Genomic DNA, 23,169 nt, shown 5'->3' on the forward strand with positions numbered 1-23,169 from the left:
GCTGAACTTCTGGCTGTGAGTCAGCTTCTATAGCGAGATTGTCTGTAAAAAAATCATACATACTCGTTTTCAAAGGACTGTTTCTTATGAAGCGCTTGTTCTGTTTGGCCGCATTTGCGGCCGTAGTGGTGGGACACTCGGTTTCGGCCCAGGCTGCTGGCCTGGAATTTGGCGTGGGCAGCACCAGCGACTCCACCATGACGTACCGGTTGGGGCTGACGTCCGATTGGGACAAAAGCTGGTGGCAGAGCGATGTGGGCCGGTTGACCGGCTACTGGAGCGGTGCCTACACCTACTGGGATGGGGATGAGCGCGCCAGCGCCAGCAGCCTGTCGTTCTCGCCGGTATTTGTGTATGAGTTTGCCGGGCAGTCGGTCAAACCCTACATTGAGGCCGGGATCGGCGTCGCGGTGTTCTCGCGTACCAAACTGGAAGACAACAACATCGGCCAGGCCTTTCAGTTCGAAGACCGCCTGGGTTTCGGCTTGCGGTTTACCGGCGGACATGAAGTGGGCATTCGCGCCACGCACTATTCCAATGCCGGGATCAGCAGCAACAACGACGGGGTAGAGAGCTACTCGCTGCACTACACCATGCCGTTGTAACCGTATCTCTGATGCACAACGCTGTGGTGAGCGAGCTTGCCTCGCGCGGGGCAAGCCGCTCACCACAGCAGCCGGTTGCTGACCTGTCTGGTATCAGCGATACGCGGTCGCAATCCCTTCGCGCTCGATCAGGCACTCCGGCGCGCCCATCTCGAACTCCCGGCAGATCAGCGGTCGACGCTCATAGATCGTACACATCATCGTGTCCCGATCCAGCGCCGCGCACCAGCCGTCGTCCAGGCGCAGCATCACTTCGCCGCCCCAATCGTCAGTATCGATATAGCGCTCCGGCACGCCAGTGTCGGTGATCAGCATCACTTCCAGCTGGCAGCAGCACGCGGCGCACGTTGAACAGGTGACGGCGGGCTCGGTGATTTGAGTGTGAGGGATATTGGTCATAGGCGCGCAGTGTAAGGCAAGCCGGTGATAGGCGTATGAATGCTCTGACGGACGTCAGCGTGCCAAGCGGTGCAGCCCGACAAAAAGCCCCGCCCACAGCACCGCCAACCCGGCCATCGTCGGGCCCAGGGCATAGCCGAACTGCACCCCCGCCAATTGGCTCCCCGCGTAATACGACAACGGCCCGCCCACCGCCCCAAGCAGGGCGGCGCGCCACCAGGGCCGGGCGCTCCAGGCCAGGCAATGACGCAACGTGGTCGCCAGTACGGCCCACAGCAGCATCAGCCAAAAGGGAATCAACGGCCCTGGCTCGCTGAACTGGAACACTCCGACGGTACGCAACACCGTGTCCACCAGCGTGCCTGCCAGCGCGACGCTGATGATCAGCAGGCCTTCGTCGGCCCACGAACTTATCCACAGTAGGTGAACGGCCAGTACGGCCAGCCCGACCAGCAGCCATGGGCTGTCGCCGCCCAGCACACAGGCAAACCACGCGCACTGGAACAGCGCGGCATTGGCCAGGGTTTTAAGCATTGAAGCGCCCGAGCAACGGCGGGTTAATGGCTGACGGCTTGGCCAGCAACAACTGGGCGGTGCCGATGGTGCGCTCCATGAAGCCGCCTTCGCAGTAGCACAGGTAAAACTCCCACAGCCGCAGGAAGTATTCGTCGTAGCCCAATTCCGTCAGACGGCTGTGTGCGCGGCGAAAGTTCTCATGCCACAGACGCAACGTTCGCGCGTAATGCAGGCCGAAGTCTTCCATGTGCAACAGGTTCATGTCGGTGTCGCGGCTGACGATGTGCAGCATGTTCTGCACGCTGGGCAGTGCGCCGCCGGGGAAAATGTAGCGCTGGATAAAGTCGACGCTGTTTTTGGCCTGTTCGTAGCGCTGTTCACGAATGGTGATGGCTTGCAGCAGCATCAGGCCGTCACGCTTGAGCAGGTGCGCGCATTGTTTGAAATAGGTCGGCAGAAACCGATGGCCCACCGCTTCGATCATCTCGATCGACACCAGCTTGTCGTACTGGCCGGTAAGGTCGCGATAGTCGCTCAGCAGCAAGGTGACCTGGTCTTGCAAACCCAGGGCCTGGACGCGCTGTTCGGTGTAGGCGAATTGCTCCTTGGACAAGGTCGTGGTGGTGACCTTGCAGCCATAGTGCTGCGCGGCATACAGCGCCATGCTGCCCCAGCCGGTGCCGATTTCCAGCAGGTGGTCGGTGGGCTTTAGCGCAAGCTTCTGGCAGATGCGCTCCAGTTTGTTCAGTTGCGCCTGTTCCAGCGTGTCGTCCGGCGACAGAAATTGCGCCGCCGAGTACATCATGGTCGGGTCGAGGAATTCTTCGAACAGGTCGTTGCCCAGGTCGTAGTGGGCCGCAATGTTTTTCTGCGAGCCCTTGCGCGTGTTGCGGTTGAGCCAGTGCAGCCCTTGGGTGAACGGCCGCGCCAGGCGCGCCAGGCCACCTTCCATCGCATCGAGGACATCCAGGTTGCTGACCATCACACGCACCACCGCGGTCAGGTCCGGGCTGGTCCAGTAGCCGTGGATAAATGCCTCGCCGGCGCCGATGGAACCGTTTGCCGCCACCAGGCCCCACACGGCCGGATCGAGGATTTGGATTTCTCCCAGCAGGTGCGCTTCCCGTGCGCCGAAGACCTGCCGTTCGCCATCCTCGATCACCACGAGTTGGCCGTGGCGCAATTGGCTGAGTTGACGCAGCACGCCCTTGCGCAGCAGCGCGGTGGTCATGCCATTGACGTTCAGGCGGTTAGCCTTGACCGATAAGCTAGGGGATTTCATGGCGGCGATCCTTGGTGTACCCAACTGCTGTGCGAGAGGCGCCATCGGCGGCGCGGTGGGAAAAAATCGGTGTGCGTTTGAGCAATAGGCGCAGGGCCTGCCAGTAAATCGCCAGGCAGGTCTTGGCGGTCATCCACGGGAAATGCCACAGGTAACCGTGCAGACTGGCGCGGTTCAGCGCGTGCTTTTGCAGGCTCAGGGTGGCGTCGAAGACTTTTACTTCGCCCTGCCAGTCGGCCATGTGCACGCCGAGCCTGGCGGCGGGTGGGCTGAAGCTCATGCGGTATTCCAGGTCGCGGGGTAAAAACGGCGACACATGAAAGGCCTTGGCCACCGCGAAATGTTGATGCTCATCGGCGCTCAAGGCTTGGGCCGGCAGCACGTAGTGATAACGCTCGCGCCACGGGGTGTTGGTCACTTCACACAGGATCGCGGCCAGTTTTCCGTCGGCCTCGAAGCAGTAGAAGAAACTCACGGGATTAAAAGCCAGGCCCCAACTGCGGGCCTGGGTCAGCAGGCAGATAACGCCCTGGGGTGTACGCCCCAGAGCCTTGCCGACTTCCTGGCGCACGGCATCGCTTAAGCTCATGCCGTGGCGCGTCAATTCACGCAGGTAGTCCTGCTGGCGAAAGCCGAAGGGGGCCAGGCGGCTGCGTCCGGCCAGGGGCGACAGCCCGAGTACTTGCTCTTCTTCGCTCAAATCCAGGTACAGCAGGCCGATGCGGTAGCGAAAGGCGTGGGCCCTGGGCGCAAACCGGCGATGGGCGATCCAGCCGCTGTACAGGGCGCTGTTCACAGGGTTTCACCAAAGGCCTGGGCTACGCGCAAGGCGCTGACCACGCCGTCCTCATGAAAACCATTGGCCCAGTAGGCTCCGCAATAAAAGGTGTGACGAGTGCCGGCCAGTTCCTGCCAGCGGTTCTGCGCGGCCACCGCGGCCAGGCTGTATTGCGGATGGGCGTAGGTGTAGCGCGCCAGGATCTTCAGCGGGTTGATCATGGCTGTCTGGTTGAGGCTCACACAAAACGTGGTCTCGCTGTCGATGCCTTGCAGGATATTCATGTCATAGGTGACGGCCGCCTGGGTCTGCGTGGCGCCGCTCAGGCGATAGTTCCAACTGGCCCAGGCCAGTTTGCGGTCGGGCAGCAGTCGGGTGTCGGTGTGCAGTACCACATCGTTGTCGGCGTAGGGCAGGGCGCCGAGGATCTCCTGTTCGGCCTGGCTGGGATCGCCCAACAGCGCCAGGGCCTGGTCGCTGTGGCAGGCGAACACCACCTTATCGAACGCCTCGGTGCCGGCTGCGCTGTGGATAACCACGCCGTCTGCATCACGCTCGACGCCATGTACCGCGCAATTGAGGCGGATGTGTTCGCGAAAGTTGCGGGTCAGCGGTTCGATATAGCGACTGGAGCCGCCTTTGATCACGCACCATTGCGGGCGGTTGTTCACCGAGAGCAACCCGTGGTTCTTGAAGAAGCGCACAAAGAACTGCAACGGAAAGCCCAGCATGTCTGCCAGGGACATCGACCAGATCGCCGCGCCCATCGGCACGATGTAGTGCCGGACGAACCGCTCGCCGTAGCCGCCGGCCTTGAGGTAATCGCCCAGGGTCATCTCGGGGCTTATGCGCTGTTCTTGCAGGTCCAGCGGCGCCTGACGGTTGAAGCGCAGGATGTCGCGCAACATGCCCCAGAACCCAGGGGACAGAATATTGCGCCGCTGTGCAAACAAGCTGTTGAGGTTGTTACCGTTGTACTCGAACCGGGTGTTTTCGTCGTGCACCGAAAAGCTCATTTCGGTGGGCTTGAACGTCACGCCGATCTGCCCCAGCAGGCGAATGAAGTTGGGGTAGGTCCAGTCGTTGAACACGATAAAACCGGTGTCCACGGCGTAGTGCTTGCCGTCAACCGAGACGTCGACCGTGTGGGTATGCCCGCCGATGCGGTCACCCGCTTCGAACAGCGTGATTTCGTGCTGGCGGCTGAGCAGGTAAGCACTGGTCAGCCCGGCGATGCCGCTGCCGATGATGGCGATCTTCACAGGTCGTCCTTTTTCGGTGGCTGGCTGCGCAGCATGCGTTTGCCGATGATCAGTTGGGCGCGGTTCGGCAACTTCGACAGCGGCCACAAGGTGGCGATGAACAGCGCCGGGAAGGCGATTTCCAGCGGGCGTTTATCCAGCTTGGCGAAGATATGCCGTGCGGCTTTATCGGCCGGCCAGCTCAGGGGCATCGGGAAGTCATTGCGCTCGGTGAGCGGGGTGTCGACGAAGCCTGGGCTGATCACCGTGACGTCGATGTTCTCCGGCGACAGGCCGATGCGCAGGGATTCGAACAGATACCGCAGACCTGCCTTGGACGCCCCATAGGCTTCGGCGCGGGGCATCGGCAGGTAGGTGACGGCGCTGGCCACGCCCACTAAATGCGGGGTAACCCCGGCGCGCAACAACGGCAGGGCCGCCTCGATGCAGTAGCTGCTGGCGAGCAGGTTGGTGCGCACCACGTGCTCGATGATCGAGGCATCGAACTGCCGCGCGTCAACGTATTCACAGGTGCCGGCATTGAGGATCACCGTGTCCAGCGAGCCCCAGACCTGAGTGATACGTTCGCCGATTTCGCGCACGGTCTGGCTGTTGGTCAGGTCGCCGGCCACCACCAGCACCTGGCCGGGATAACGTTGGGCGAGGGCGTCCAGCGGCGCCTGGGTGCGCGAACTCAGGGCCACATGGGCACCGCTGTCGAGCAGTTCCACGGCCAGGGCGGCACCGATGCCACTGCTGGCGCCGGTCAGCCAATAACGTCGAGGCTGCACTGCGTTCATCCCACTCTCCTTTTCAACCAGCTGACGACGCGGCCCAGGACAGGCAGGTGTTCGTACAGCATGGCGCCGGCATCAAAATAATCACGGTGGCGATACACCTTGTCGCGCCACATCAAGTGCGAGCAGCCTTCCACCCTGATGACTTTGCCCTTGGCCAGTCGCGGGTGGCAGAAGCTCATTTTCCAGCGCAGGTAGCCTTCCCCTTCCGCCACTTGGTCGAAGCCGTGAAAGTCGAAGCGTAATTGGCTGACGTTGCTGTACAGCGATTCAAAGTAGGCGTGCAGCGCCGTCAGACCGTGCACTTCGTGCAGTGGGTCGGTGAAGGCGATGTCTTTGCTGTACAGGCTGTCGAGCAGGTGCAGGTTGTGCTTGTCCAGCGTGGCAAAGGTGTGGGCGAAGCGGCGCAGGAAGTCACTCATGCTCGGCCACCTCCTGACGCGACGGCAGGCTGCGGAACGCGGCCAGTGCGCGTTCGCGGGATTTTTTCAGGTCGACGATGGCGCGCGGGTAGTCCGCCACGCCAAACAAACCGCCGACGGCGTCGGGGTTGTGCACTTCTTTTTTGTTCAGCGCGGCCAGTTCCGGCAACCAGTGCTTGATGAACACACCTTCGCTGTCGAATTTTTCCGACTGGCTCAAGGGGCTGAAAATACGGAAGTACGGTGCCGAGTCGGTGCCGGTGGACGAACTCCACTGCCAGCCGCCGTTGTTGGCCGCCAGGTCACCGTCGATCAAGTGGCGCATAAAGAAGCGCTCGCCTTCACGCCAGTCGATCAACAGGTTCTTGGTGAGGAACATCGCCACCACCATGCGCAGGCGGTTGTGCATCCAACCGGTTTCCAACAATTGGCGCATCGCGGCGTCGATGATCGGCAGGCCGGTGCGGGCTTCTTGCCAGGCTGCCAGGTCCTCGGGCGCATCGCGCCAGGCCACGGCTTCAGTCTCGGGGCGGAACGCACGGTGGCGCGACACCCGTGGGTAGCCCACCAGAATGTGCTTATAGAACTCGCGCCAGAGCAGTTCGTTGATCCAGGTGATGGCGCCGACGTCGCCACTGTCGAACTCGCCCCCGTTGGCTTGCAAGGCCGCGTGCAGGCATTGGCGCGGCGACACAACGCCTGCGGCAAGGTACGCCGACAGCTGGCTGGTGCCGGGCTTGGCAGGGAAGTCGCGCTCGTCCTTGTAGTAGCTGATTTGCTGGTCGGCGAACGCGTCGAGGCGGCGTCGGGCTTCGTCTTCGCCGGCGGGCCAGAGGGCACGCAGGGTAGCGCTGGGCGGGGCGAAACCATCGACCGCGTTCGGTACCGGGTCGCTTTTCAACTGCAGGACTGCCTGGGCCTTTGGGGGGGCGACAATGGGCGGCAGGGCGCTGTGCAGGCGCGCGTAACAGACCTTGCGGAACTGGCTGAACACCTGGAAGTAGGTGCCGGTTTTGGTCAGCACGCTGCCCGGTTGAAAGAACAGTTGGTCCAGGTAGCGGTGGAAGGTCACGCCGCAGTCCTGCACGGCCTCGGCCACCGCGGCGTCGCGTCGGCTTTCGTGGATGCCGTATTCCTCGTTGACGTGTACCGACTCCACCGACAGCTCGCGGCACAGCTGGCTGAGCACGCCGGGCGCCTGATCCCAAGTCGGCGCCGTGCGGATCAGCAGCGGTATGTTCAAGGTGGTCAGCGCCTGGCTCAACGTCTGCAGGTTGCGCAGCCAGAAGTCCACTTTGCACGGTGCATCGTCGTGGGCCAGCCACTGCTCGGGCGTGATCAGGTACACGGCGGCCACCGGTCCACGCTGGCTCGCGGCGGCCAGGGCAGTGTTGTCGTGAAGGCGCAGGTCGGTGCGCAGCCAGATCAGGTGCATTTACAGAAGTCCACGCTGGAGCAGTAACTGGTGGGCCGACAATGGGTCCTCGGCGACGAACAATGCGGGGATGTCACGGGTTAATACCGCCAACTCGGCCTGGTGGATGCATACCGTCGGTCCGACGATCAATTTTGCGCAATCGATGCCCCCCAGCAGTTTGTTCAGCGCGGGGAGGTTCAGGGCCTTGCTCGAATACAGCAGCACCGCGCGTGGTTGCAGGTGCTCCACCGCCAGGGCCAGTTCGCCGGTGGGCAGCGGCCAATCGAACACCTCCACCGGGCAGTCGGCGCTGCTGGCCAGCCAGGCGCTGAGCCACAGGTGCGGCTCCAGCGGCAGGTCCGACTGGTTGACCAGCAACAGTGGTGCACCGTGCAACTGACGATTGTTGTGGTAGATGCGTGCGCCGAACTTGCTGCGCAGCCAGGACAGGAAAAACACCCGTTCCATCTGTGCGCCAAACTGGCCCTGCCAACGCAGTTCCAGTTCTTTGATCAGCGGCAGCATCAGTTGCTCGCACAGAGTGCGCGGCGGGTACAGCGCCATGGCCTGGTTAAAGGCATCGTCGACCCGGCGCTCAGCCAGTTCACTGATGGCTTGCACAAGGTTCTGACGCATAACATGCCATTCACTTTCGACGGCGTCGTCGGGGCTCGCCTGGGCGGAGTCGATCAGGTTTTTCACCTGGCTGACCGGTACGCCGCGATTGAGCCAAGTGAGGATGGTGTGGATACGTTGCACGTGGTCGGCGCTGAACAATCGATGTCCCTTGGGCGTGCGCTGGGGCACGATCAAGCCATAACGGCGCTCCCAGGCACGCAGGGTCACGGCATTGACGCCGGTCTGTCGCGCCACCTCGCGGATCGGCAACCAGCCGTCTTCGAGAGCCTGGGTGATGTCTTCGCCGGGTTCGTCCAGCAGGGCAGGTTTCATGGTTTAAATCGCATTGCGCAGGCTGAGGTTTTCCGGGTGCGGTTGCAGGTAGGCCTGCTGCGCGATGTAGCGATCCGGATGTTGACGAAAGTGGTGCTTGAGCAGCGTCAGCGGCACCACCAGCGGCACAATGCCGTGGCGGTACTGGCCGATGACGGTCTGCATTTCCTGTTTGTCGTCGGCGCTGATGACCTGCTTGAGGTAGCCGCTGATGTGCTGTAACACGTTGCTGTGGGTGCCACGGGTGGCGCACTTGGTCAGGCCGGTCATCAGGTCACTGAAATAACCGTTGGACAGCGCTTCAAGGTCGGTGGTTTTTTCCATGCTGCCCAACAGGTGGCCCAGGCGCTTGTAATGCACCGGGCTGTGGGCCATCAACAGGTATTTGTAACGCGAGTGAAAGGCCAGCAGGCGATGGCGGGTCAGGCCCTCGGCCAATAAACGCTGCCAGCTGGCGTAGACGAACACGCGGGTCAGGAAATTTTCGCGCAGCACCGGATCGTTCAGTCGGCCATCTTCTTCGACCGGCAGATTCGGGTGCCGGGCGCAGAAGGCCCGGGCATAGATGCCGCGCCCACCGCCGTCCACTGGCGCTCCGTTTTCGCGGTACACCTTGACCCGCTCCAGGCCGCAGGACGGCGACTTTTGCATGAAGATGTAGCCGCACAGGTCGGTGTGTTCACGCGCCATCTGCCGCCCGTACTCATCCAGCGGCCGGGTCACGTTGAGGTCGCGATGCACGGTGCCGACGGCTTGCGGGTCGGCCGCGTCGCCCACCAGGCGGATGGTCTCGCGGGGGATGCCCAGGCCGATCGCAACTTCAGGGCATAACGGCACATAGTCGAAATAGTCGGCCAGGGTCTGGGTGCACAGGAGTGACTGCTTGTGGCCGCCGTTGAAACGCACGTTTTCGCCCAGCAGGCAGGCGCTGATGCCTATCTTCGGTTTCGCGGGGTTGGACATAAGCAAACCTCTGCAAGATTCCTGTACAAACTAAATACGCTGTACAACTAAATCTCATCATAGGTTTGAAGCTGTACAAGTCAAATTATTTGTACAGCTTTTTGCGGGCGGGCTATTTCCAGCCGATTTTCCAGGCGTCGGCGTCCTGCAGGGTTTGCCACGGCAAGCGCTCGCCACGGCGGGTCATGACCGCTTGCAGTTCGATTTCCAGCACGGTGCCTTCGTCATCGCGAAACAGCTCGGTGACCAGGAAGTGTTTTTCCTTGTGCCGAGGCTGGGCCGCTGTCCACTTCGACAGCAGCAATTTGGCGGGGTTGATGCGGTTCATTGCAGATGCTCGATCAGGCGTCGCGCCGCTTCCTGGCCGCTGAGCCAGGCACCTTCGACTCGGCCGGACAGGCACCAGTCACCGCAGACATACAGGCCCAGGTCGGCATCGGCGAGTACGCCGAATTCATGGGCGCTTGACGGTCGTGCGTAGAGCCAGCGGTGCGCGAGGCTGAAAGACGGCGCCGGCATGGCGCTGTGCAGTAGTTCGGCGAAGGCGCCGTGCAGGTGTTCGATCACCGCCTCTCGGGGCAGGTCCAGATGCGCTTTGCTCCAGGCGCTGGTGGCGTGCAGCACCCAGGTGTCGAGGTTGCTGTCGCGCCCAGGTTTGCTGCGGTTGCGCGCCAGCCAGTCGAGGGGGCTGTCTTGCACGAAGCAACCTTCCATGGGGGTGTCCAGCGGCGTGTCGAACGCCAGCGCGATGGCCCAGGTGGGATCCATCTTCACCCCGGCGGCGGCGCTCGCCAATTTAGGTGCGGCGGCCAACAGGGGTGTCGCCTGAGGCGCCGGCGTGGCAATCACCACATGACTGAAGGGGCCGTGGTTGCTGCCGTAGGCATCAAGCAGGTTCCAGTGCCGGGTGCCTTGGAATACCTCGGTGATGCGGCAACCGAACTCCACCGGCAGGTCGTCGAGCAGCGCACGGGTGATCGCACTCATGCGCGGCGTGCCGACCCAGCGGATCTGTTCATCGGGGGAGGGGGTGAGTTGGCCGGACTTGAAGTTGTACAGCTGTGGCTTCCACTGCTCGGCCCAGCCATGGCTTTGCCAGCGTTGCACTTCGTTGACGAAGCGCCGGTCGCGGGCGGTGAAGTATTGAGCGCCCATGTCCAGCGCGCCGGCATCGCTGCGTTTGCTGGACATGCGGCCACCGCTGCCGCGGCTTTTATCGAACAGTTGCACGGCGTGCCCGGCGTCTCGTAACGCTCGAGCGGCGGACAGACCGGCGATGCCGGTACCGATGATCGCGATGGGGACAGTCATGGGAGGCCTCGTTTTACCGTTGGGTACAGACTACGCCGACACCAATAGCTGTACAATCTTGTTTTTTGGTATAAGTTTTGGCGTGCCTGAACGTGTGGCGTGACCTAAGGTTAAAGCTGAGGGTTAAACCAGCGTCGCGCCCGATTAAAAATTGATCCCTGTTTATAAAATAGACCAGTGATCGGCGGCGAACGTTACATGAGGAAGATCCCATGCACATTTTGCTGACCGGCGGTACCGGCTTGATCGGTCGCCAACTCTGCCAACACTGGCTTGCTCAAGGCCATCGTCTGACTGTCTGGAGTCGCCGCCCCGAACGCGTTGCAGCCCTGTGCGGCGCGCAGGTGCTGGGGGTTGCGCGTCTGGAAGAGGTGATCGGCGCCGTGGATGCGGTGGTCAATCTGGCGGGTGCGCCGATTGCAGACCGGCCCTGGACCCACAAGCGCAAGGCGCTGTTGTGGAGCAGTCGTATCAGCCTGACGGAAACCTTGCTGGCCTGGCTTGAGGGTCTGGAGCAAAAACCGGCGGTGCTGGTTTCCGGCTCTGCGGTGGGCTGGTATGGCGACGGTGGCGAGCGTGAATTGACCGAGGCCAGTGGCCCGGTGCAGGACGATTTCCCCAGCCAGTTGTGTATCGCCTGGGAAGAAACCGCCCAGCGCGCCGAGGCCCTGGGCATCCGCGTGGTACTGGTGCGCACCGGCCTGGTGCTGGCGGCCGAGGGCGGCTTTTTGTCGCGGCTGTTGCTGCCGTTCAAACTGGCGCTGGGCGGGCCGATCGGCAATGGTCGGCAGTGGATGCCATGGGTGCACATCAAGGATCAAATCGCCCTGATTGATTTTCTTCTGCACAAGCCTGACGCCAGTGGTCCTTATAATGCGTGCGCGCCACACCCGGTGCGCAATCGCGAGTTTGCCAAAGCCCTGGGGCAGGCGTTGCACCGCCCCGCATTTATGCCTATGCCGGCCTTTGCGCTGAAGGTGGGCCTGGGTGAGTTGTCGGGGCTGTTGCTGGGCGGGCAGAAGGCGGTGCCCGAACGTTTGTTGGCCGCCGGTTTCACCTTCCAGTTCACTGAGTTGCCTGCGGCTTTGGACGACTTGTCCAGCCGCCTCTAGAGATAGGATGTTGCATGACGGATCACGCGTTGTTACTGGTCAACCTGGGTTCACCGGCGTCCACTTCGGTGGCCGATGTGCGCAGCTACCTCAATCAGTTTCTGATGGACCCTTATGTCATCGACCTGCCATGGCCGGTACGGCGCTTGCTGGTGTCGCTGATCCTGATCAAGCGCCCCGAACAGTCGGCCCATGCCTATGCGTCGATCTGGTGGGATGAAGGCTCGCCGCTGGTGGTGCTCAGCCGTCGCCTGCAACAGCAGATGACCGCGCAGTGGACCCAGGGACCGGTGGAGTTGGCCATGCGTTACGGCGAACCTTCTCTGGAAACGACCCTTACGCGCCTGGCCGCTCAGGGTATTCAGAACGTCACGCTGGCGCCGCTGTACCCGCAATTTGCCGACAGCACCGTGACCACCGTGATCGATGAAGCCCGCCGTGTGGTGCGCGACAAGAAACTCAATGTGAAATTTTCGATCCTGCAACCGTTCTACGATCAGCCGGAATACCTCGATGCCCTGGCGCAGAGTGCACGGGCTTATATCGAGCAGGACTACGACCACCTGTTGCTGAGTTTCCATGGGCTGCCCGAGCGCCATCTCACCAAGCTCGACCCCACCGGCCAGCATTGCTTCAAAGATGCCGACTGCTGCAAGAACGCCTCGCCGCAGGTGCTCACCCAATGCTATCGAGCGCAATGCTTCAGCGTCGCACGCGATGTTGCCGAGCGCTTGGGCTTGCCGGACGGTAAGTGGTCGGTGGCGTTCCAGTCGCGCCTGGGCCGTGCGAAGTGGATCGAACCCTACACCGAAGCGCGCCTTGACGCGCTTGCCCAGCAAGGCGTGAAAAAGCTGCTGGTAATGTGCCCCGCGTTCGTCGCCGATTGCATCGAGACTCTGGAAGAAATCGGCGATCGCGGCCGGGAGCAATTCCGCGAGGCGGGGGGCGAGGAGCTGGTGTTGGTGCCGTGCTTGAATGACGACCCGCAGTGGGCGGCGGCGCTCAATACCTTGTGCGAAAGAGCGCCGTTGTCCCTATAGGCTCAGGCTCAAACTCACGGTGAAGTTGCGCGGTTCACCGGGGTTGACCCAGTAGTTGCTGTAGGACCGCTCGTAGTACTTTTCATCAAACAGGTTGTTGAGGTTCAGGCCCACGGTCACGTTTTCGGTGGCCTTGTAGTGGGCCAGCACATCGATGGTGTGGTAGGCGGGCAGTTCAAAACTGCCGCCGGCTTCACCGGAGCGGTCGCCGACATAGGTGAACGCCGCGCCTACGTCTGACCCGCGCAACGCGCCGTCCTGAAACTCATACACCCCCAACAGACTGCCGCTGCGCTTGGCCACGCCGAGAATGCGGCTGCCCGTGGGGATCGTCTTGTCACCCTTGGTCACTTCGGCGTCGATGTAGGCCAACGCTCCGATCACCCGTACCGCGTCGGTGAGCTGCCCGGTCAGTTGCAGGTCCACACCCCTGCTGCGGGCCTTGCCCATGGCGCGGTTGGTGTTGGTGGCCGGGTCCAGCGCCAGCACGTTTTGCTTGTCGATATGGAACGCCGCGAGGGTGGCGCTCAGGCGGTCGTCGAACAGCTCGCTCTTGATCCCCACTTCATAACCCACGCCTTCTTCAGGTTTGAAAGTATTGCCGGTGGCGTCCAGACCGCTGTTGGGTTTGAACGAGGTGGAGGCGTTGGCGAATACGCCGACTTCGGGCGTGAGCTGGTACAGCAGGCCCGCGCGCTGGGTGAGGGCGTCGTGGGTCTGCCGGCTCGGTGAGGTGTTGCGGGTGAAGTCGTCGACGCTTTGCTCGAAATGCTCGAAACGCGCGCCGACCATGCCGCGCAGGCGGTCGGTGAAGATGATCTGGTCTTGCAGATTCAGTGCGTGGCTCTTGGTCTGTTCGAAAAAGTCAGTGCCGGAACGTGTGCCGGTGGGTTTGGGCTGGCCGTAGACCGGGTTGTAAATGTCGATGGCATAGGCGCTGCCGGCAATGGCGGTGACGCGCTCCTTCTTGCGGTAATCCTCGTATTCGGTGCCCACCAGCAGTTCATGTTGCCAACTGCCGACGTCAAAAAGACCGCGCAGCTCCAATTGGGTGATGCTGTCGTGCCAGCCCATGGAGCGTTCGCGGTAGCGGCGGCTGAGGGTATGGCCGTCGGCGCTGAGCGGCCGGTTCTCCGAGGCGGCGCCCCACAGGCTGCCTTGTTTGTAGTGGCTGGCCAGGCGCAGTTTCCAGGCGTCGTTGAGGTGGTGTTCGAGGGTCGCCTGGATGCGGTTGTTGTGGTTGTCGATGTCGCCGTCGTTGGGCTCGCCCAGGAAGGTTGAACGCGACAAACCTGGCGCGTCGACGATGCCGCGATCAAAGGTGGAGCTGTGGCGCACGAATTCAGTTTCCACCAACAGGCTGGTGTCCGGGTCCAACTGCCAACTGAAGGAAGGCGCTACGAATACGCGCTTGCTCTGGACGTGATCGCGAAAGCTGTTGTTGCCTTCCACCGCCAGGTTGACCCGCGACAGTACGCGGCCGTCGTTGTCCAGCGGGGTGTTGACGTCGAGGGCGGTGCGATAGCGGTCCCAACTGCCGGCGCTCGTCTGCAGGGTGGTGAAGGCGTCGGGTTGGGGCTTTTTAGTGACGATGTTCACCGTGCCGCCAGGGTCGCCACGCCCATACAGACTGGCCGCCGGGCCCTTGAGCACTTCGATGCGTTCGATGTTGGCGGCGTCCGGCGTGCTGGGGTAGCCACGGTTGGCGCTGAAACCGTCCTGGTAGAACTCCGAGGTGGTGAAACCGCGCACGCTGTATTCGTAGAGCGTCAGGCCGCCGAAGTTGTTTTGCTTGGATACGCCACCGGCAAATTCCAGGGCGCGCTCCACGTTGGTGCTGCCCAGGTCCTTGAGAACGGTCGCGGGAATGACGCTGATGGATTGTGGGATGTCGCGCAGGGCCGTGTCGGTTTTTGTCGCGCTGGCGGAGCGCGTGGCACGGTAGCCTTTGACGGGGCCGGTAGCGGATTCATAGGCGTCGGTGGTGACGCTGATGGCATCCAGCTCCAGGGTATTTTCTTCGGCAAAGGCGGGGTCGAGCAGCAACCCCAGGGCCAGGCCAGCCAGGGGGGCGATTCTTCGAGACGGCATGATAGAGCGTTCCAATAGCGATATTGAAACAATATAACATGTCTAATGAGAATGGCTTGCTTTTAAATATTCATCTTCAGGTGCCCGCGAACAGGCACCTGGGTGAGGCGCTTATTCTTCCTCTTTCACCGGCGCAGGCGGCGGACGCAGGCCGATCTCGGCCGACAACTTGATCTCTTTACCGTTGCGCATGACCATGATCGTCACTTTATCCGTCGGCTTGATCCGCGCCACCTGGTTCATCGATTTGCGACCATCGCCAGCCGGTTCGCCGTTGATGCTGAGGATCACGTCACCCAACTGCAGGCCGGCTTTCTGCGCCGGACCATCGCGGAAGATCCCCGCGACCACAATGCCGGGGCGCCCGGTCAGGCCGAATGACTCGGCCAGCTCCTTGGTCAACGGCTGCACTTCGATCCCCAGCCAGCCGCGAATCACCTGGCCGTGCTCGATGATCGACTTCATCACTTCCATCGCCAGCTTCACCGGGATCGCAAAACCGATGCCCTGGGAGCCGCCGGACTTGGAGAAAATCGCCGTGTTGATGCCCGTCAGGTTGCCATTGGCATCCACCAGCGCACCGCCGGAGTTGCCTGGGTTGATGGCGGCGTCGGTCTGGATGAAATCTTCGTAGCTGTTCAGCCCCAATTGGTTACGCCCGGTTGCGCTGATGATGCCCATGGTCACGGTCTGGCCCACCCCGAACGGGTTGCCGATGGCCAACGCGACGTCACCTACGCGCAGCCCGTCGGAACGGCCGAGGGTAATCGAGGGCAGGTTCTTGAGATCGATCTTCAGCACGGCGAGGTCGGTTTCCGGGTCGCTGCCGACCACGCGGGCGAGGGTCTCGCGACCGTCACGCAGGGCCACGACGATCTGGTCGGCGCCGGTGGTCACGTGGTTGTTGGTCAGGATGTAGCCTTCGGGGCTCATGATCACCCCGGAACCCAGGCTGGACTCCATGCGCCGTTGCTTGGGCCCGTTGTCGCCGAAATAACGACGGAACTGCGGGTCTTCAAACAGCGGATGCGCCGGTTTGTTGATGACTTTGGTGGTGTACAGGTTGACCACTGCAGGCGCGGCGATGACCACCGCGTCTGCGTACGTCACCGGGCCTTGCACCACCGCGCTGGTTTGCGGTGCCTGTTGCAGGTTCACATCAAGGCTTGGTAAGCCCACCCACTGGGGGAAACGCTGAATAATCAGCATCGCGATCAGCACGCCAGCCAACAATGGCCATCCAAAAAAACGCAGTGCCTTGAGCATCAAGTAAGTCCTGACAGGTTGCAGGGGGCGGGAGAGCGCCCATAATGTCGCGCATTATACGAGGCTGCGAGCGCCTCGGAACGGGATATTTAGGAGTCTTTTATGGCCGTCTCCCTTACCACCCTTGTCGAGGAAGCGGACCGCTACCTCGCCAGTGCAAAAATTGCCGATTACTGCCCCAATGGCCTGCAAGTCGAGGGGCGTCCCCAGGTGATGCGCATCGTCAGCGGCGTGACCGCCAGCCAGGCCCTGCTTGATGCTGCCGTCGAAGCCCAGGCCGATTTGATCCTGGTGCACCACGGCTACTTCTGGAAAGGCGAAAACCCCTGCATCACCGGCATGAAGCAGCGTCGCTTGAAGACATTGCTCAAGCACGACATCAGCTTGCTGGCCTACCACTTGCCCCTGGACCTGCATCCCGACGTCGGCAATAACGTGCAGTTGGCCCGCCAGTTGGACATCACCGTCGAAGGCCCGCTGGACCCGAGCAACCCTAAAATCGTCGGCCTGGTCGGCTCCCTCGCCGAACCGCTGTCGCCGCGTGACTTCGCGCGCCGCGTGCAGGATGTGATGGGGCGTGAGCCGCTGCTGATCGAAGGCAGCGAGATGATTCGCCGCGTCGGTTGGTGCACCGGTGGTGGCCAGGGCTACATCGATAACGCGATCGCCGCGGGCGTCGATCTGTTCATCAGTGGTGAAGCCTCCGAGCAAACCTTCCATAGCGCTCGTGAAAATGACATCAGCTTTATCGCTGCCGGCCATCACGCCACCGAGCGCTACGGCGTGCAGGCGCTGGGCGATTACCTGGCGCGACGCTTCGCGTTGGAGCATCTGTTCATTGATTGCCCCAACCCGATATAACCGCCACAGCGAAAGCAAAAGCGGGAGCGGGAAAGGCCAAACCTGGAGGCATATTCATATACCGTTTCGATCTAGCCAGCTCCCTGAATAGAAGCAGGTGCTGTGCTAGCATGCCTCGCTCGAACACGGCCCGCTGGCCGTCCATAAGATCGTTTTTCCGTGAGTAACCATGGTCGACAAACTGACGCATCTGAAACAGCTGGAGGCGGAAAGCATCCACATCATCCGCGAGGTCGCCGCCGAGTTCGACAACCCGGTGATGCTCTACTCGATCGGTAAAGACTCCGCCGTGATGCTGCATCTGGCACGCAAGGCCTTCTTCCCGGGCAAGCTGCCATTCCCGGTGATGCACGTCGACACCCGCTGGAAATTCCAGGAAATGTACAAGTTCCGCGACAAGATGGTCGAGGAACTGGGCCTGGACCTGATCACCCACGTCAACCCGGATGGGGTTGCGCAGGGCATCAACCCGTTCACCCACGGCAGCGCCAAGCACACCGACATCATGAAAACCGAAGGCCTCAAACAGGCCTTGGACAAACATGGTTTCGACGCCGCGTTCGGCGGTGCCCGTCGTGATGAAGAGAAGTCCCGCGCCAAAGAGCGCGTGTACTCGTTCCGCGACAGCAAGCACCGCTGGGACCCGAAAAACCAGCGTCCCGAGCTGTGGAACGTCTACAACGGCAACGTCAACAAGGGCGAGTCGATCCGTGTGTTCCCGCTGTCCAACTGGACCGAGCTGGATATCTGGCAGTACATCTATCTGGAAGGCATCCCCATCGTTCCGCTGTACTTCGCCGCCGAGCGCGACGTGATCGAGAAGAACGGCACGTTGATCATGATCGACGACGACCGCATCCTCGAGCACCTGTCCGATGAAGACAAAGCCCGGATCGTCAAAAAGAAAGTACGTTTCCGCACCCTTGGCTGCTACCCGTTGACGGGCGCCGTGGAGTCCGACGCCGAGACGCTGACGGACATCATTCAGGAAATGCTCCTGACGCGAACTTCCGAGCGCCAGGGCCGGGTCATCGACCACGATGGCGCAGGCTCGATGGAAGATAAAAAACGTCAAGGTTATTTCTAAGGGGCTGTCATGTCGCATCAATCTGATTTGATCAGCGAGGACATCCTCGCCTACCTGGGCCAGCACGAGCGCAAAGAGATGCTGCGCTTCCTGACCTGCGGCAACGTCGACGATGGCAAGAGCACCCTGATCGGGCGCCTGCTGCACGACTCCAAGATGATCTACGAAGATCACCTGGAAGCCATCACCCGCGATTCGAAGAAGTCCGGCACCACCGGTGACGACATCGACCTGGCCTTGCTGGTCGACGGCCTGCAGGCCGAGCGTGAGCAGGGCATCACCATCGATGTTGCCTACCGCTACTTCTCTACCGCCAAGCGCAAGTTCATCATCGCCGACACCCCCGGCCATGAGCAGTACACCCGCAACATGGCCACCGGTGCCTCCACCTGTGACCTGGCAATCATCCTGATCGACGCGCGCTACGGCGTGCAGACCCAGACCCGTCGCCACAGCTATATCGCCTCGTTGCTTGGCATCAAACACATCGTGATTGCCATCAACAAGATGGACATCAATGGCTTCGACCAAAGCGTTTTCGAGGCGATCAAGGCCGACTACCTGAAGTTCGCCGACGGTATCGCATTCAAGCCGAGCACCATGGCGTTCGTGCCGATGTCGGCGCTCAAGGGCGACAACGTGGTGAACAAGAGCGAACGTTCGCCTTGGTACACCGGGCTGTCGCTGATGGAGATCCTCGAGACCGTCGAAATCGCCAACGACCGCAACTACACCGACCTGCGTTTCCCGGTGCAGTACGTCAACCGCCCGAACCTGAACTTCCGTGGTTTCGCCGGCACCCTGGCCAGCGGCATCGTGCATAAGGGCGACGAAGTTGTGGTGCTGCCGTCGGGCAAGAGCAGCCGGGTCAAATCCATCGTCACCTTCGACGGTGAACTGGAGCACGCCGGTCCAGGTCAGGCCGTGACCTTGACCATGGAAGACGAGATCGACATCTCCCGCGGTGACCTGTTGGTGCATGCCGACAATGTGCCGCAAGTGACCGATGCGTTCGACGCCATGCTGGTGTGGATGGCCGAAGAACCGATGCTGCCGGGCAAGAAATACGACATCAAGCGCGCCACCAGCTACGTGCCGGGTTCCATCACCAGCATCGTGCACCGGGTCGACGTGAACACCCTGGCCGAAGGCCCGGCGAGTGCGTTGCAACTGAACGAGATCGGCCGCGTCAAGGTCAGCCTCGACGCCGCCATCGCGCTGGACGGTTACGACAGCAACCGCACCACCGGTGCGTTTATCGTCATCGACCGTTTGACCAATGGCACCGTGGCCGCCGGTATGATCATCGCACCGCCGGTGACCCACGGCGGCGCGGCGCAGCATGGCAAATTGGCCCATGTGGCGACCGAGGAGCGCGCGCTGCGCTTCGGCCAGCAACCCGCCACCGTGTTGTTCAGCGGCCTGTCGGGCGCCGGCAAGAGCACCCTGGCCTATGCGGTCGAGCGCAAGCTGTTTGACATGGGCCGTGCCGTGTTCGTACTCGATGGCCAGAACCTGCGTCACGACCTGAACAAGGGACTGCCCCAGGACCGTGCCGGACGTACCGAGAACTGGCGTCGTGCTGCTCACGTGGCGCGCCAGTTCAACGAAGCCGGCCTGCTGACGCTGGCGGCGTTCGTCGCCCCGGATGCCGAAGGCCGTGAACAGGCCAAGGCGCTGATTGGCAGCGACCGTCTGCTGACCGTGTACGTGCAAGCGTCGCCGCTGGTGTGTGCCGAACGTGACCCGCAAGGCTTGTATGCGGCCGGCGGGGATAACATTCCTGGCGAGTCCTTCCCGTACGACGTGCCGTTGACTGCCGATCTGGTGCTCGACACCCAGGCCCTGTCGCTGGACGAATGCGTCAAGCAAGTGCTGGAACTGTTGCGGGTCAGCGGCAAGATTTAAGCTACAAGCTACAAGATGAGAGCCCGCCACTGATTATTCGGTGGCGGGCTTTTTTGCGGGAGTTTGAAAGTAACTCGCTCAAATGTGGGCGGGGTGATCAGCGACTGCCGGGGTATTGCGTGTGCAGGCTGTCCAGCAACGCATCCTTGTCTTCCCACAGCCGGTTAATCCACCCCTGGAACGCCAGCCGATATTCCCCATCCTGCTCATAATTTTTGCCAATGAACTCGGCCGGGATCTGCACTTCTTCAAACTGCACCACCACGTCTTTCACCTTGCCGCACAGCAAATCCCAATAACCTGGGCGCCCGGCAGGGTAGTGGATGGTCACGTTGACCAGTGACTTCAGTTGCTCGCCCATGGCATCCAGCACAAACGCGATTCCACCGGCCTTGGGCTTAAGCAGGTAGCGAAAGGGCGATTTCTGCTGCGCATGCTTGCCAGGGGTGAACCGCGTGCCTTCGGCAAAGTTGAAAATGCCCACCGGGTTGTCGCGAAACTTCGCACAGGTCTTGCGCGTGGTTTCCAGGTCTTTGCCTTTCTTCTCGGGGTGTTTCTCCAGGTAGGCCTTGGTGTAGCGCTTCATGAACGGAAAGCCCAGCGCCCACCACGCCAGGCCAATCACCGGGACCCAGATCAGTTCCTGCTTGAGAAAAAACTTCAGCGGGCGGATGCGCCGATTGAGCACGTATTGCAGCACCATGATGTCGACCCAGCTCTGGTGGTTGCTGGTCACCAGGTACGAGTGCTGATAGTCCAGGCCCTCAAGACCCTTGAGGTGCCAGTGCGTGCGTTGCACCAGGTTCATCCAGCCCTTGTTGTTGGTGACCCAGGCTTCGTGGGTGTGGTTCATCAGCCATTCGCTGAAGCGCTTGGCAAACGGCAACGCTTTAAACAACGCGACAATAAACAGGAACGAGCACAGCAGGATCGTGTTCAGCGCCAACAGCAACGACGCGATCACGCCGCGCACGGCGGCAGGTAGAAAAGCCAGCATTTAGATATCCATAGGTCGGTTGGCGGCTTGGATCGCAGTCAGCGCGATGGTGTACACGATGTCGTCCACCTGGGCGCCACGCGGCAGGTCGTTGACCGGTTTACGCAGGCCCTGGAGCATCGGCCCGAGGCTGACGCAGTCGGCGCTGCGTTGCACGGCTTTGTGAGTGGTGTTGCCGGTGTTCAGGTCGGGGAACACGAACACGGTGGCCTTGCCCGCCACCTGGCTGTTGGGCGCCAACTGCCGCGCGACGTTTTCGTTGGCGGCGGCGTCGTATTGCAGCGGGCCGTCGATCAGCAGCGAGCTTTGCTGTTCATGGGCCAGCAGCGTGGCTTCGCGGACTTTTTCCACTTCCTCGCCGCTGGCCGAGTCGCCGCTGGAATAGCTGATCATCGCCACGCGCGGGATGATGCCGAACGCCGCTGCCGAGTCGGCGCTTTGCAGGGCGATTTCTGCCAGCTCCGCCGCGCTCGGGTGCGGGTTCATCACGCAGTCTCCGTATACCAGCACCTGCTCGGGGAACAGCATGAAGAACACCGACGACACCAGGGTGCAGCCCGGCGCGGTCTTGATCAGTTGCAGGGCAGGGCGGATGGTATTGGCGGTGGAGTGGATAACCCCGGACACCAGTCCATCGACCTCATCCAGCGCGAGCATCATGGTGGCGATCACCACGGTGTCTTCCAGTTGCTGCTCGGCCATCGGCGCGTTGAGGCTCTTGCTCTTGCGCAGCGCGACCATTGGCTCGACATAGCGCTGGCGGATCAGGTCCGGGTCGAGAATCTCCAGTCCTTCGGGCAATTCAATGCCCTGGGCGCGAGCGACCGCTTCCACATCTGCAGGCTTGGCCAGCAACACGCAGCGTGCGATGCCACGAGCCTGGCAAATGGCGGCGGCTTGTACGGTCAACGGCTCGCTGCCTTCGGGCAGCACGATGCGCTTGTTGGCGGCCTGGGCACGCTGGATCAATTGGTAGCGGAACACCGCCGGCGACAGACGCATTTCCCGTGGCGTGCCGCAACGCTGGTGCAGCCAGCGCGCATCGAGGTGGCTGGCGACGAAATCGGTGATGATCTCGGCACGCTCGCGGTCATCGATGGGGATTTCCTTGTTCAGGTTGTTGAGCAGATTGGCGGTCTCGTACGAGCCGGTGCTCACCGACAGCACCGGCAAGCCCGCTTGGAACGCGCCGCGGCACAGGTCCATGATGCGCGGGTCGGGCAGGGTGTCGCTGGTCAGCAGCAGGCCGGCCAGGGGCACGCCGTTGATCGCGGCGAGGCTGACGGCGAGGATGATGTCGTCGCGGTCGCCGGGGGTTACCACCAGCACGCCGGGCTTGAGCAGCTCCACGGTATTGCGCATGGTGCGGGCACAGATGATGATTTTGGTCATGCGCCGGGTTTCGTAGTCACCGGCATTGAGGATCTGCGCGCCCATCAGGTCGGCCACGTCGCGGGTGCGCGGTGCGTTGAGTTCCGGTTGATAAGGAATGCAGCCAAGCAGGCGGAAATCACCACTGCGCAGCAGGGGCGAATGCTCTTTAAGGCGTGCGGAGAACGCTTCCATGCTTTCTTCGGTGCGCACCTTGTTGAGGATCACGCCGAGTACTTTCGGGTCTTTTGGACCGCCGAACAGTTGGGCCTGCAATTCCACACGGCCGGAGAGTTCGGTGAGCACTTCGTTTTCCGGCGCCGAGACCAAAATCACTTCCGCATCCAGGCTCTTTGCCAGGTGCAGGTTGACCCGTGCCGCGTAGCTGGCGTTGCGGGTGGGCACCATGCCTTCGACGATCAGCACGTCCTTGCCGACGGCCGCCTGCTGGTACAGCGTGATGATTTCTTCGAGCAGTTCATCGAGCTGGCCGTCGCCGAGCATCCGCTCAACGTGGGCCAGGCCCAGGGGCTGTGGAGGTTTCAGGCCGTGGGTGCGTGCCACCAGTTCGGTGGAGCGTTCGGGGCCGGTATCGCCCGGGTGTGGCTGGGCAATCGGCTTGAAAAAACCGACTTTCAGTCCGGCCCGCTCAAGGGTACGCACCAGCCCAAGGCTGATGGAGGTCAGACCCACACCAAAATCGGTGGGCGCGATAAAAAAAGTCTGCATGCGAATTCTCTGGAGGTGCATGGCT

22 protein-coding genes are annotated in these 23,169 nt (G+C 61.8%); 6 read left to right on the top strand and 16 right to left on the bottom strand.

From position 1 onward, the window contains the following. The first annotated feature begins 86 nt into the window (after positions 1 to 86). Entirely contained in the window at positions 87 to 605 is a 519-nt protein-coding gene (locus KZX66_RS00255) for an acyloxyacyl hydrolase (protein WP_248075062.1), read from the top strand. Positions 606 to 698: 93 nt separating this feature from the next. On the opposite strand, the gene KZX66_RS00260 is transcribed toward KZX66_RS00255, so the two are convergent. The 12 genes from KZX66_RS00260 to KZX66_RS00315 form a co-directional block, all read right to left on the bottom strand. After that, on the bottom strand, positions 699 to 1,004 hold the full coding sequence (locus tag KZX66_RS00260; protein ID WP_248075064.1) for a YkgJ family cysteine cluster protein: 306 nt from the start codon (positions 1,002 to 1,004) through the stop codon (positions 699 to 701). A gap of 54 nt (positions 1,005 to 1,058) precedes the next feature. Further along, positions 1,059 to 1,538, bottom strand: a complete 480-nt coding sequence (locus tag KZX66_RS00265) for a DUF2878 domain-containing protein (RefSeq protein WP_248075066.1) — start codon at positions 1,536 to 1,538, stop codon at positions 1,059 to 1,061. Beyond that, positions 1,531 to 2,802 (bottom strand): cyclopropane-fatty-acyl-phospholipid synthase family protein, encoded by a 1,272-nt coding sequence (locus tag KZX66_RS00270; RefSeq protein ID WP_248075068.1) that lies wholly within the window; start codon positions 2,800 to 2,802, stop codon positions 1,531 to 1,533. The genes KZX66_RS00265 and KZX66_RS00270 overlap by 8 nt, the downstream gene beginning before the upstream one ends. After that, a complete protein-coding gene (locus KZX66_RS00275; protein WP_248075070.1) occupies positions 2,789 to 3,598 on the bottom strand; it encodes a DUF1365 domain-containing protein in 810 nt (269 codons plus the stop codon). The genes KZX66_RS00270 and KZX66_RS00275 overlap by 14 nt, the downstream gene beginning before the upstream one ends. Further along, on the bottom strand, positions 3,595 to 4,842 hold the full coding sequence (locus KZX66_RS00280) for an FAD-dependent oxidoreductase (protein ID WP_248075072.1): 1,248 nt from the start codon (positions 4,840 to 4,842) through the stop codon (positions 3,595 to 3,597). The genes KZX66_RS00275 and KZX66_RS00280 overlap by 4 nt, the downstream gene beginning before the upstream one ends. After that, a complete protein-coding gene (locus tag KZX66_RS00285) occupies positions 4,839 to 5,621 on the bottom strand; it encodes an SDR family NAD(P)-dependent oxidoreductase (protein WP_248075074.1) in 783 nt (260 codons plus the stop codon). Before KZX66_RS00285 ends, KZX66_RS00280 begins: the two co-directional genes overlap by 4 nt. After that, positions 5,618 to 6,040: a nuclear transport factor 2 family protein gene (locus tag KZX66_RS00290; protein ID WP_248075076.1), complete on the bottom strand. Its 423-nt coding sequence runs from the start codon at positions 6,038 to 6,040 to the stop codon at positions 5,618 to 5,620. The genes KZX66_RS00285 and KZX66_RS00290 overlap by 4 nt, the downstream gene beginning before the upstream one ends. Next, complete coding sequence (gene phrB / locus KZX66_RS00295) at positions 6,033 to 7,475, bottom strand: deoxyribodipyrimidine photo-lyase (protein ID WP_248075078.1); 1,443 nt, start codon at positions 7,473 to 7,475, stop codon at positions 6,033 to 6,035. The genes KZX66_RS00290 and phrB overlap by 8 nt, the downstream gene beginning before the upstream one ends. Then, positions 7,476 to 8,408: a MerR family transcriptional regulator gene (locus KZX66_RS00300; RefSeq protein ID WP_248075080.1), complete on the bottom strand. Its 933-nt coding sequence runs from the start codon at positions 8,406 to 8,408 to the stop codon at positions 7,476 to 7,478. A 3-nt stretch (positions 8,409 to 8,411) separates the two neighbouring features. Further along, positions 8,412 to 9,371: a DUF523 and DUF1722 domain-containing protein gene (locus tag KZX66_RS00305; protein ID WP_248075082.1), complete on the bottom strand. Its 960-nt coding sequence runs from the start codon at positions 9,369 to 9,371 to the stop codon at positions 8,412 to 8,414. Between the two features lie 112 nt (positions 9,372 to 9,483). Next, a complete protein-coding gene (locus KZX66_RS00310) occupies positions 9,484 to 9,699 on the bottom strand; it encodes a TIGR02450 family Trp-rich protein (protein WP_248075084.1) in 216 nt (71 codons plus the stop codon). Beyond that, the gene (locus KZX66_RS00315) at positions 9,696 to 10,682 is read right to left on the bottom strand and encodes an NAD(P)/FAD-dependent oxidoreductase (protein ID WP_248075086.1); all 987 of its coding nucleotides are present in this window, start codon (positions 10,680 to 10,682) and stop codon (positions 9,696 to 9,698) included. Before KZX66_RS00315 ends, KZX66_RS00310 begins: the two co-directional genes overlap by 4 nt. A 212-nt stretch (positions 10,683 to 10,894) precedes the next feature. On the opposite strand from KZX66_RS00315, the gene KZX66_RS00320 reads away from it, so the two are divergent. Continuing rightward, positions 10,895 to 11,794 carry a TIGR01777 family oxidoreductase gene (locus tag KZX66_RS00320; protein WP_248075089.1) on the top strand — a complete coding sequence of 300 codons (900 nt, stop codon included), beginning with the start codon at positions 10,895 to 10,897 and terminating at the stop codon, positions 11,792 to 11,794. Positions 11,795 to 11,808: 14 nt separating this feature from the next. Continuing rightward, a complete protein-coding gene (gene hemH / locus KZX66_RS00325) occupies positions 11,809 to 12,834 on the top strand; it encodes a ferrochelatase (protein WP_248075091.1) in 1,026 nt (341 codons plus the stop codon). Here hemH and KZX66_RS00330 read toward each other — a convergent pair. Beyond that, positions 12,829 to 14,925 (bottom strand): TonB-dependent siderophore receptor, encoded by a 2,097-nt coding sequence (locus tag KZX66_RS00330; protein WP_248075093.1) that lies wholly within the window; start codon positions 14,923 to 14,925, stop codon positions 12,829 to 12,831. The two genes, hemH and KZX66_RS00330, sit on opposite strands and share 6 nt — an antisense overlap. A gap of 111 nt (positions 14,926 to 15,036) precedes the next feature. Further along, on the bottom strand, positions 15,037 to 16,191 hold the full coding sequence (gene algW, locus KZX66_RS00335; protein ID WP_248075094.1) for a Do family serine endopeptidase AlgW: 1,155 nt from the start codon (positions 16,189 to 16,191) through the stop codon (positions 15,037 to 15,039). A 102-nt stretch (positions 16,192 to 16,293) separates the two neighbouring features. On the opposite strand from algW, the gene KZX66_RS00340 reads away from it, so the two are divergent. The 3 genes from KZX66_RS00340 (at position 16,294) to cysN (ending at position 20,047) form a co-directional block, all read left to right on the top strand. Then, the gene (locus tag KZX66_RS00340; RefSeq protein ID WP_248075096.1) at positions 16,294 to 17,052 is read left to right on the top strand and encodes a Nif3-like dinuclear metal center hexameric protein; all 759 of its coding nucleotides are present in this window, start codon (positions 16,294 to 16,296) and stop codon (positions 17,050 to 17,052) included. Between the two features lie 169 nt (positions 17,053 to 17,221). Continuing rightward, positions 17,222 to 18,139, top strand: coding sequence for a sulfate adenylyltransferase subunit CysD (cysD, locus tag KZX66_RS00345; RefSeq protein ID WP_248075097.1), 918 nt, complete (start codon positions 17,222 to 17,224; stop codon positions 18,137 to 18,139). A 9-nt stretch (positions 18,140 to 18,148) separates the two neighbouring features. Then, a complete protein-coding gene (gene cysN / locus KZX66_RS00350) occupies positions 18,149 to 20,047 on the top strand; it encodes a sulfate adenylyltransferase subunit CysN (protein ID WP_248075100.1) in 1,899 nt (632 codons plus the stop codon). Positions 20,048 to 20,144: 97 nt separating this feature from the next. On the opposite strand, the gene KZX66_RS00355 is transcribed toward cysN, so the two are convergent. Beyond that, a complete protein-coding gene (locus KZX66_RS00355) occupies positions 20,145 to 21,044 on the bottom strand; it encodes an acyltransferase (RefSeq protein WP_248075102.1) in 900 nt (299 codons plus the stop codon). Next, positions 21,045 to 23,144 (bottom strand): phosphate acetyltransferase, encoded by a 2,100-nt coding sequence (pta, locus tag KZX66_RS00360; RefSeq protein WP_248075104.1) that lies wholly within the window; start codon positions 23,142 to 23,144, stop codon positions 21,045 to 21,047. Between the last annotated feature and the right edge of the window lie 25 nt (positions 23,145 to 23,169).

Source organism: Pseudomonas sp. EYE_354 (assembly GCF_023148575.1).
Lineage (GTDB): Bacteria > Pseudomonadota > Gammaproteobacteria > Pseudomonadales > Pseudomonadaceae > Aquipseudomonas.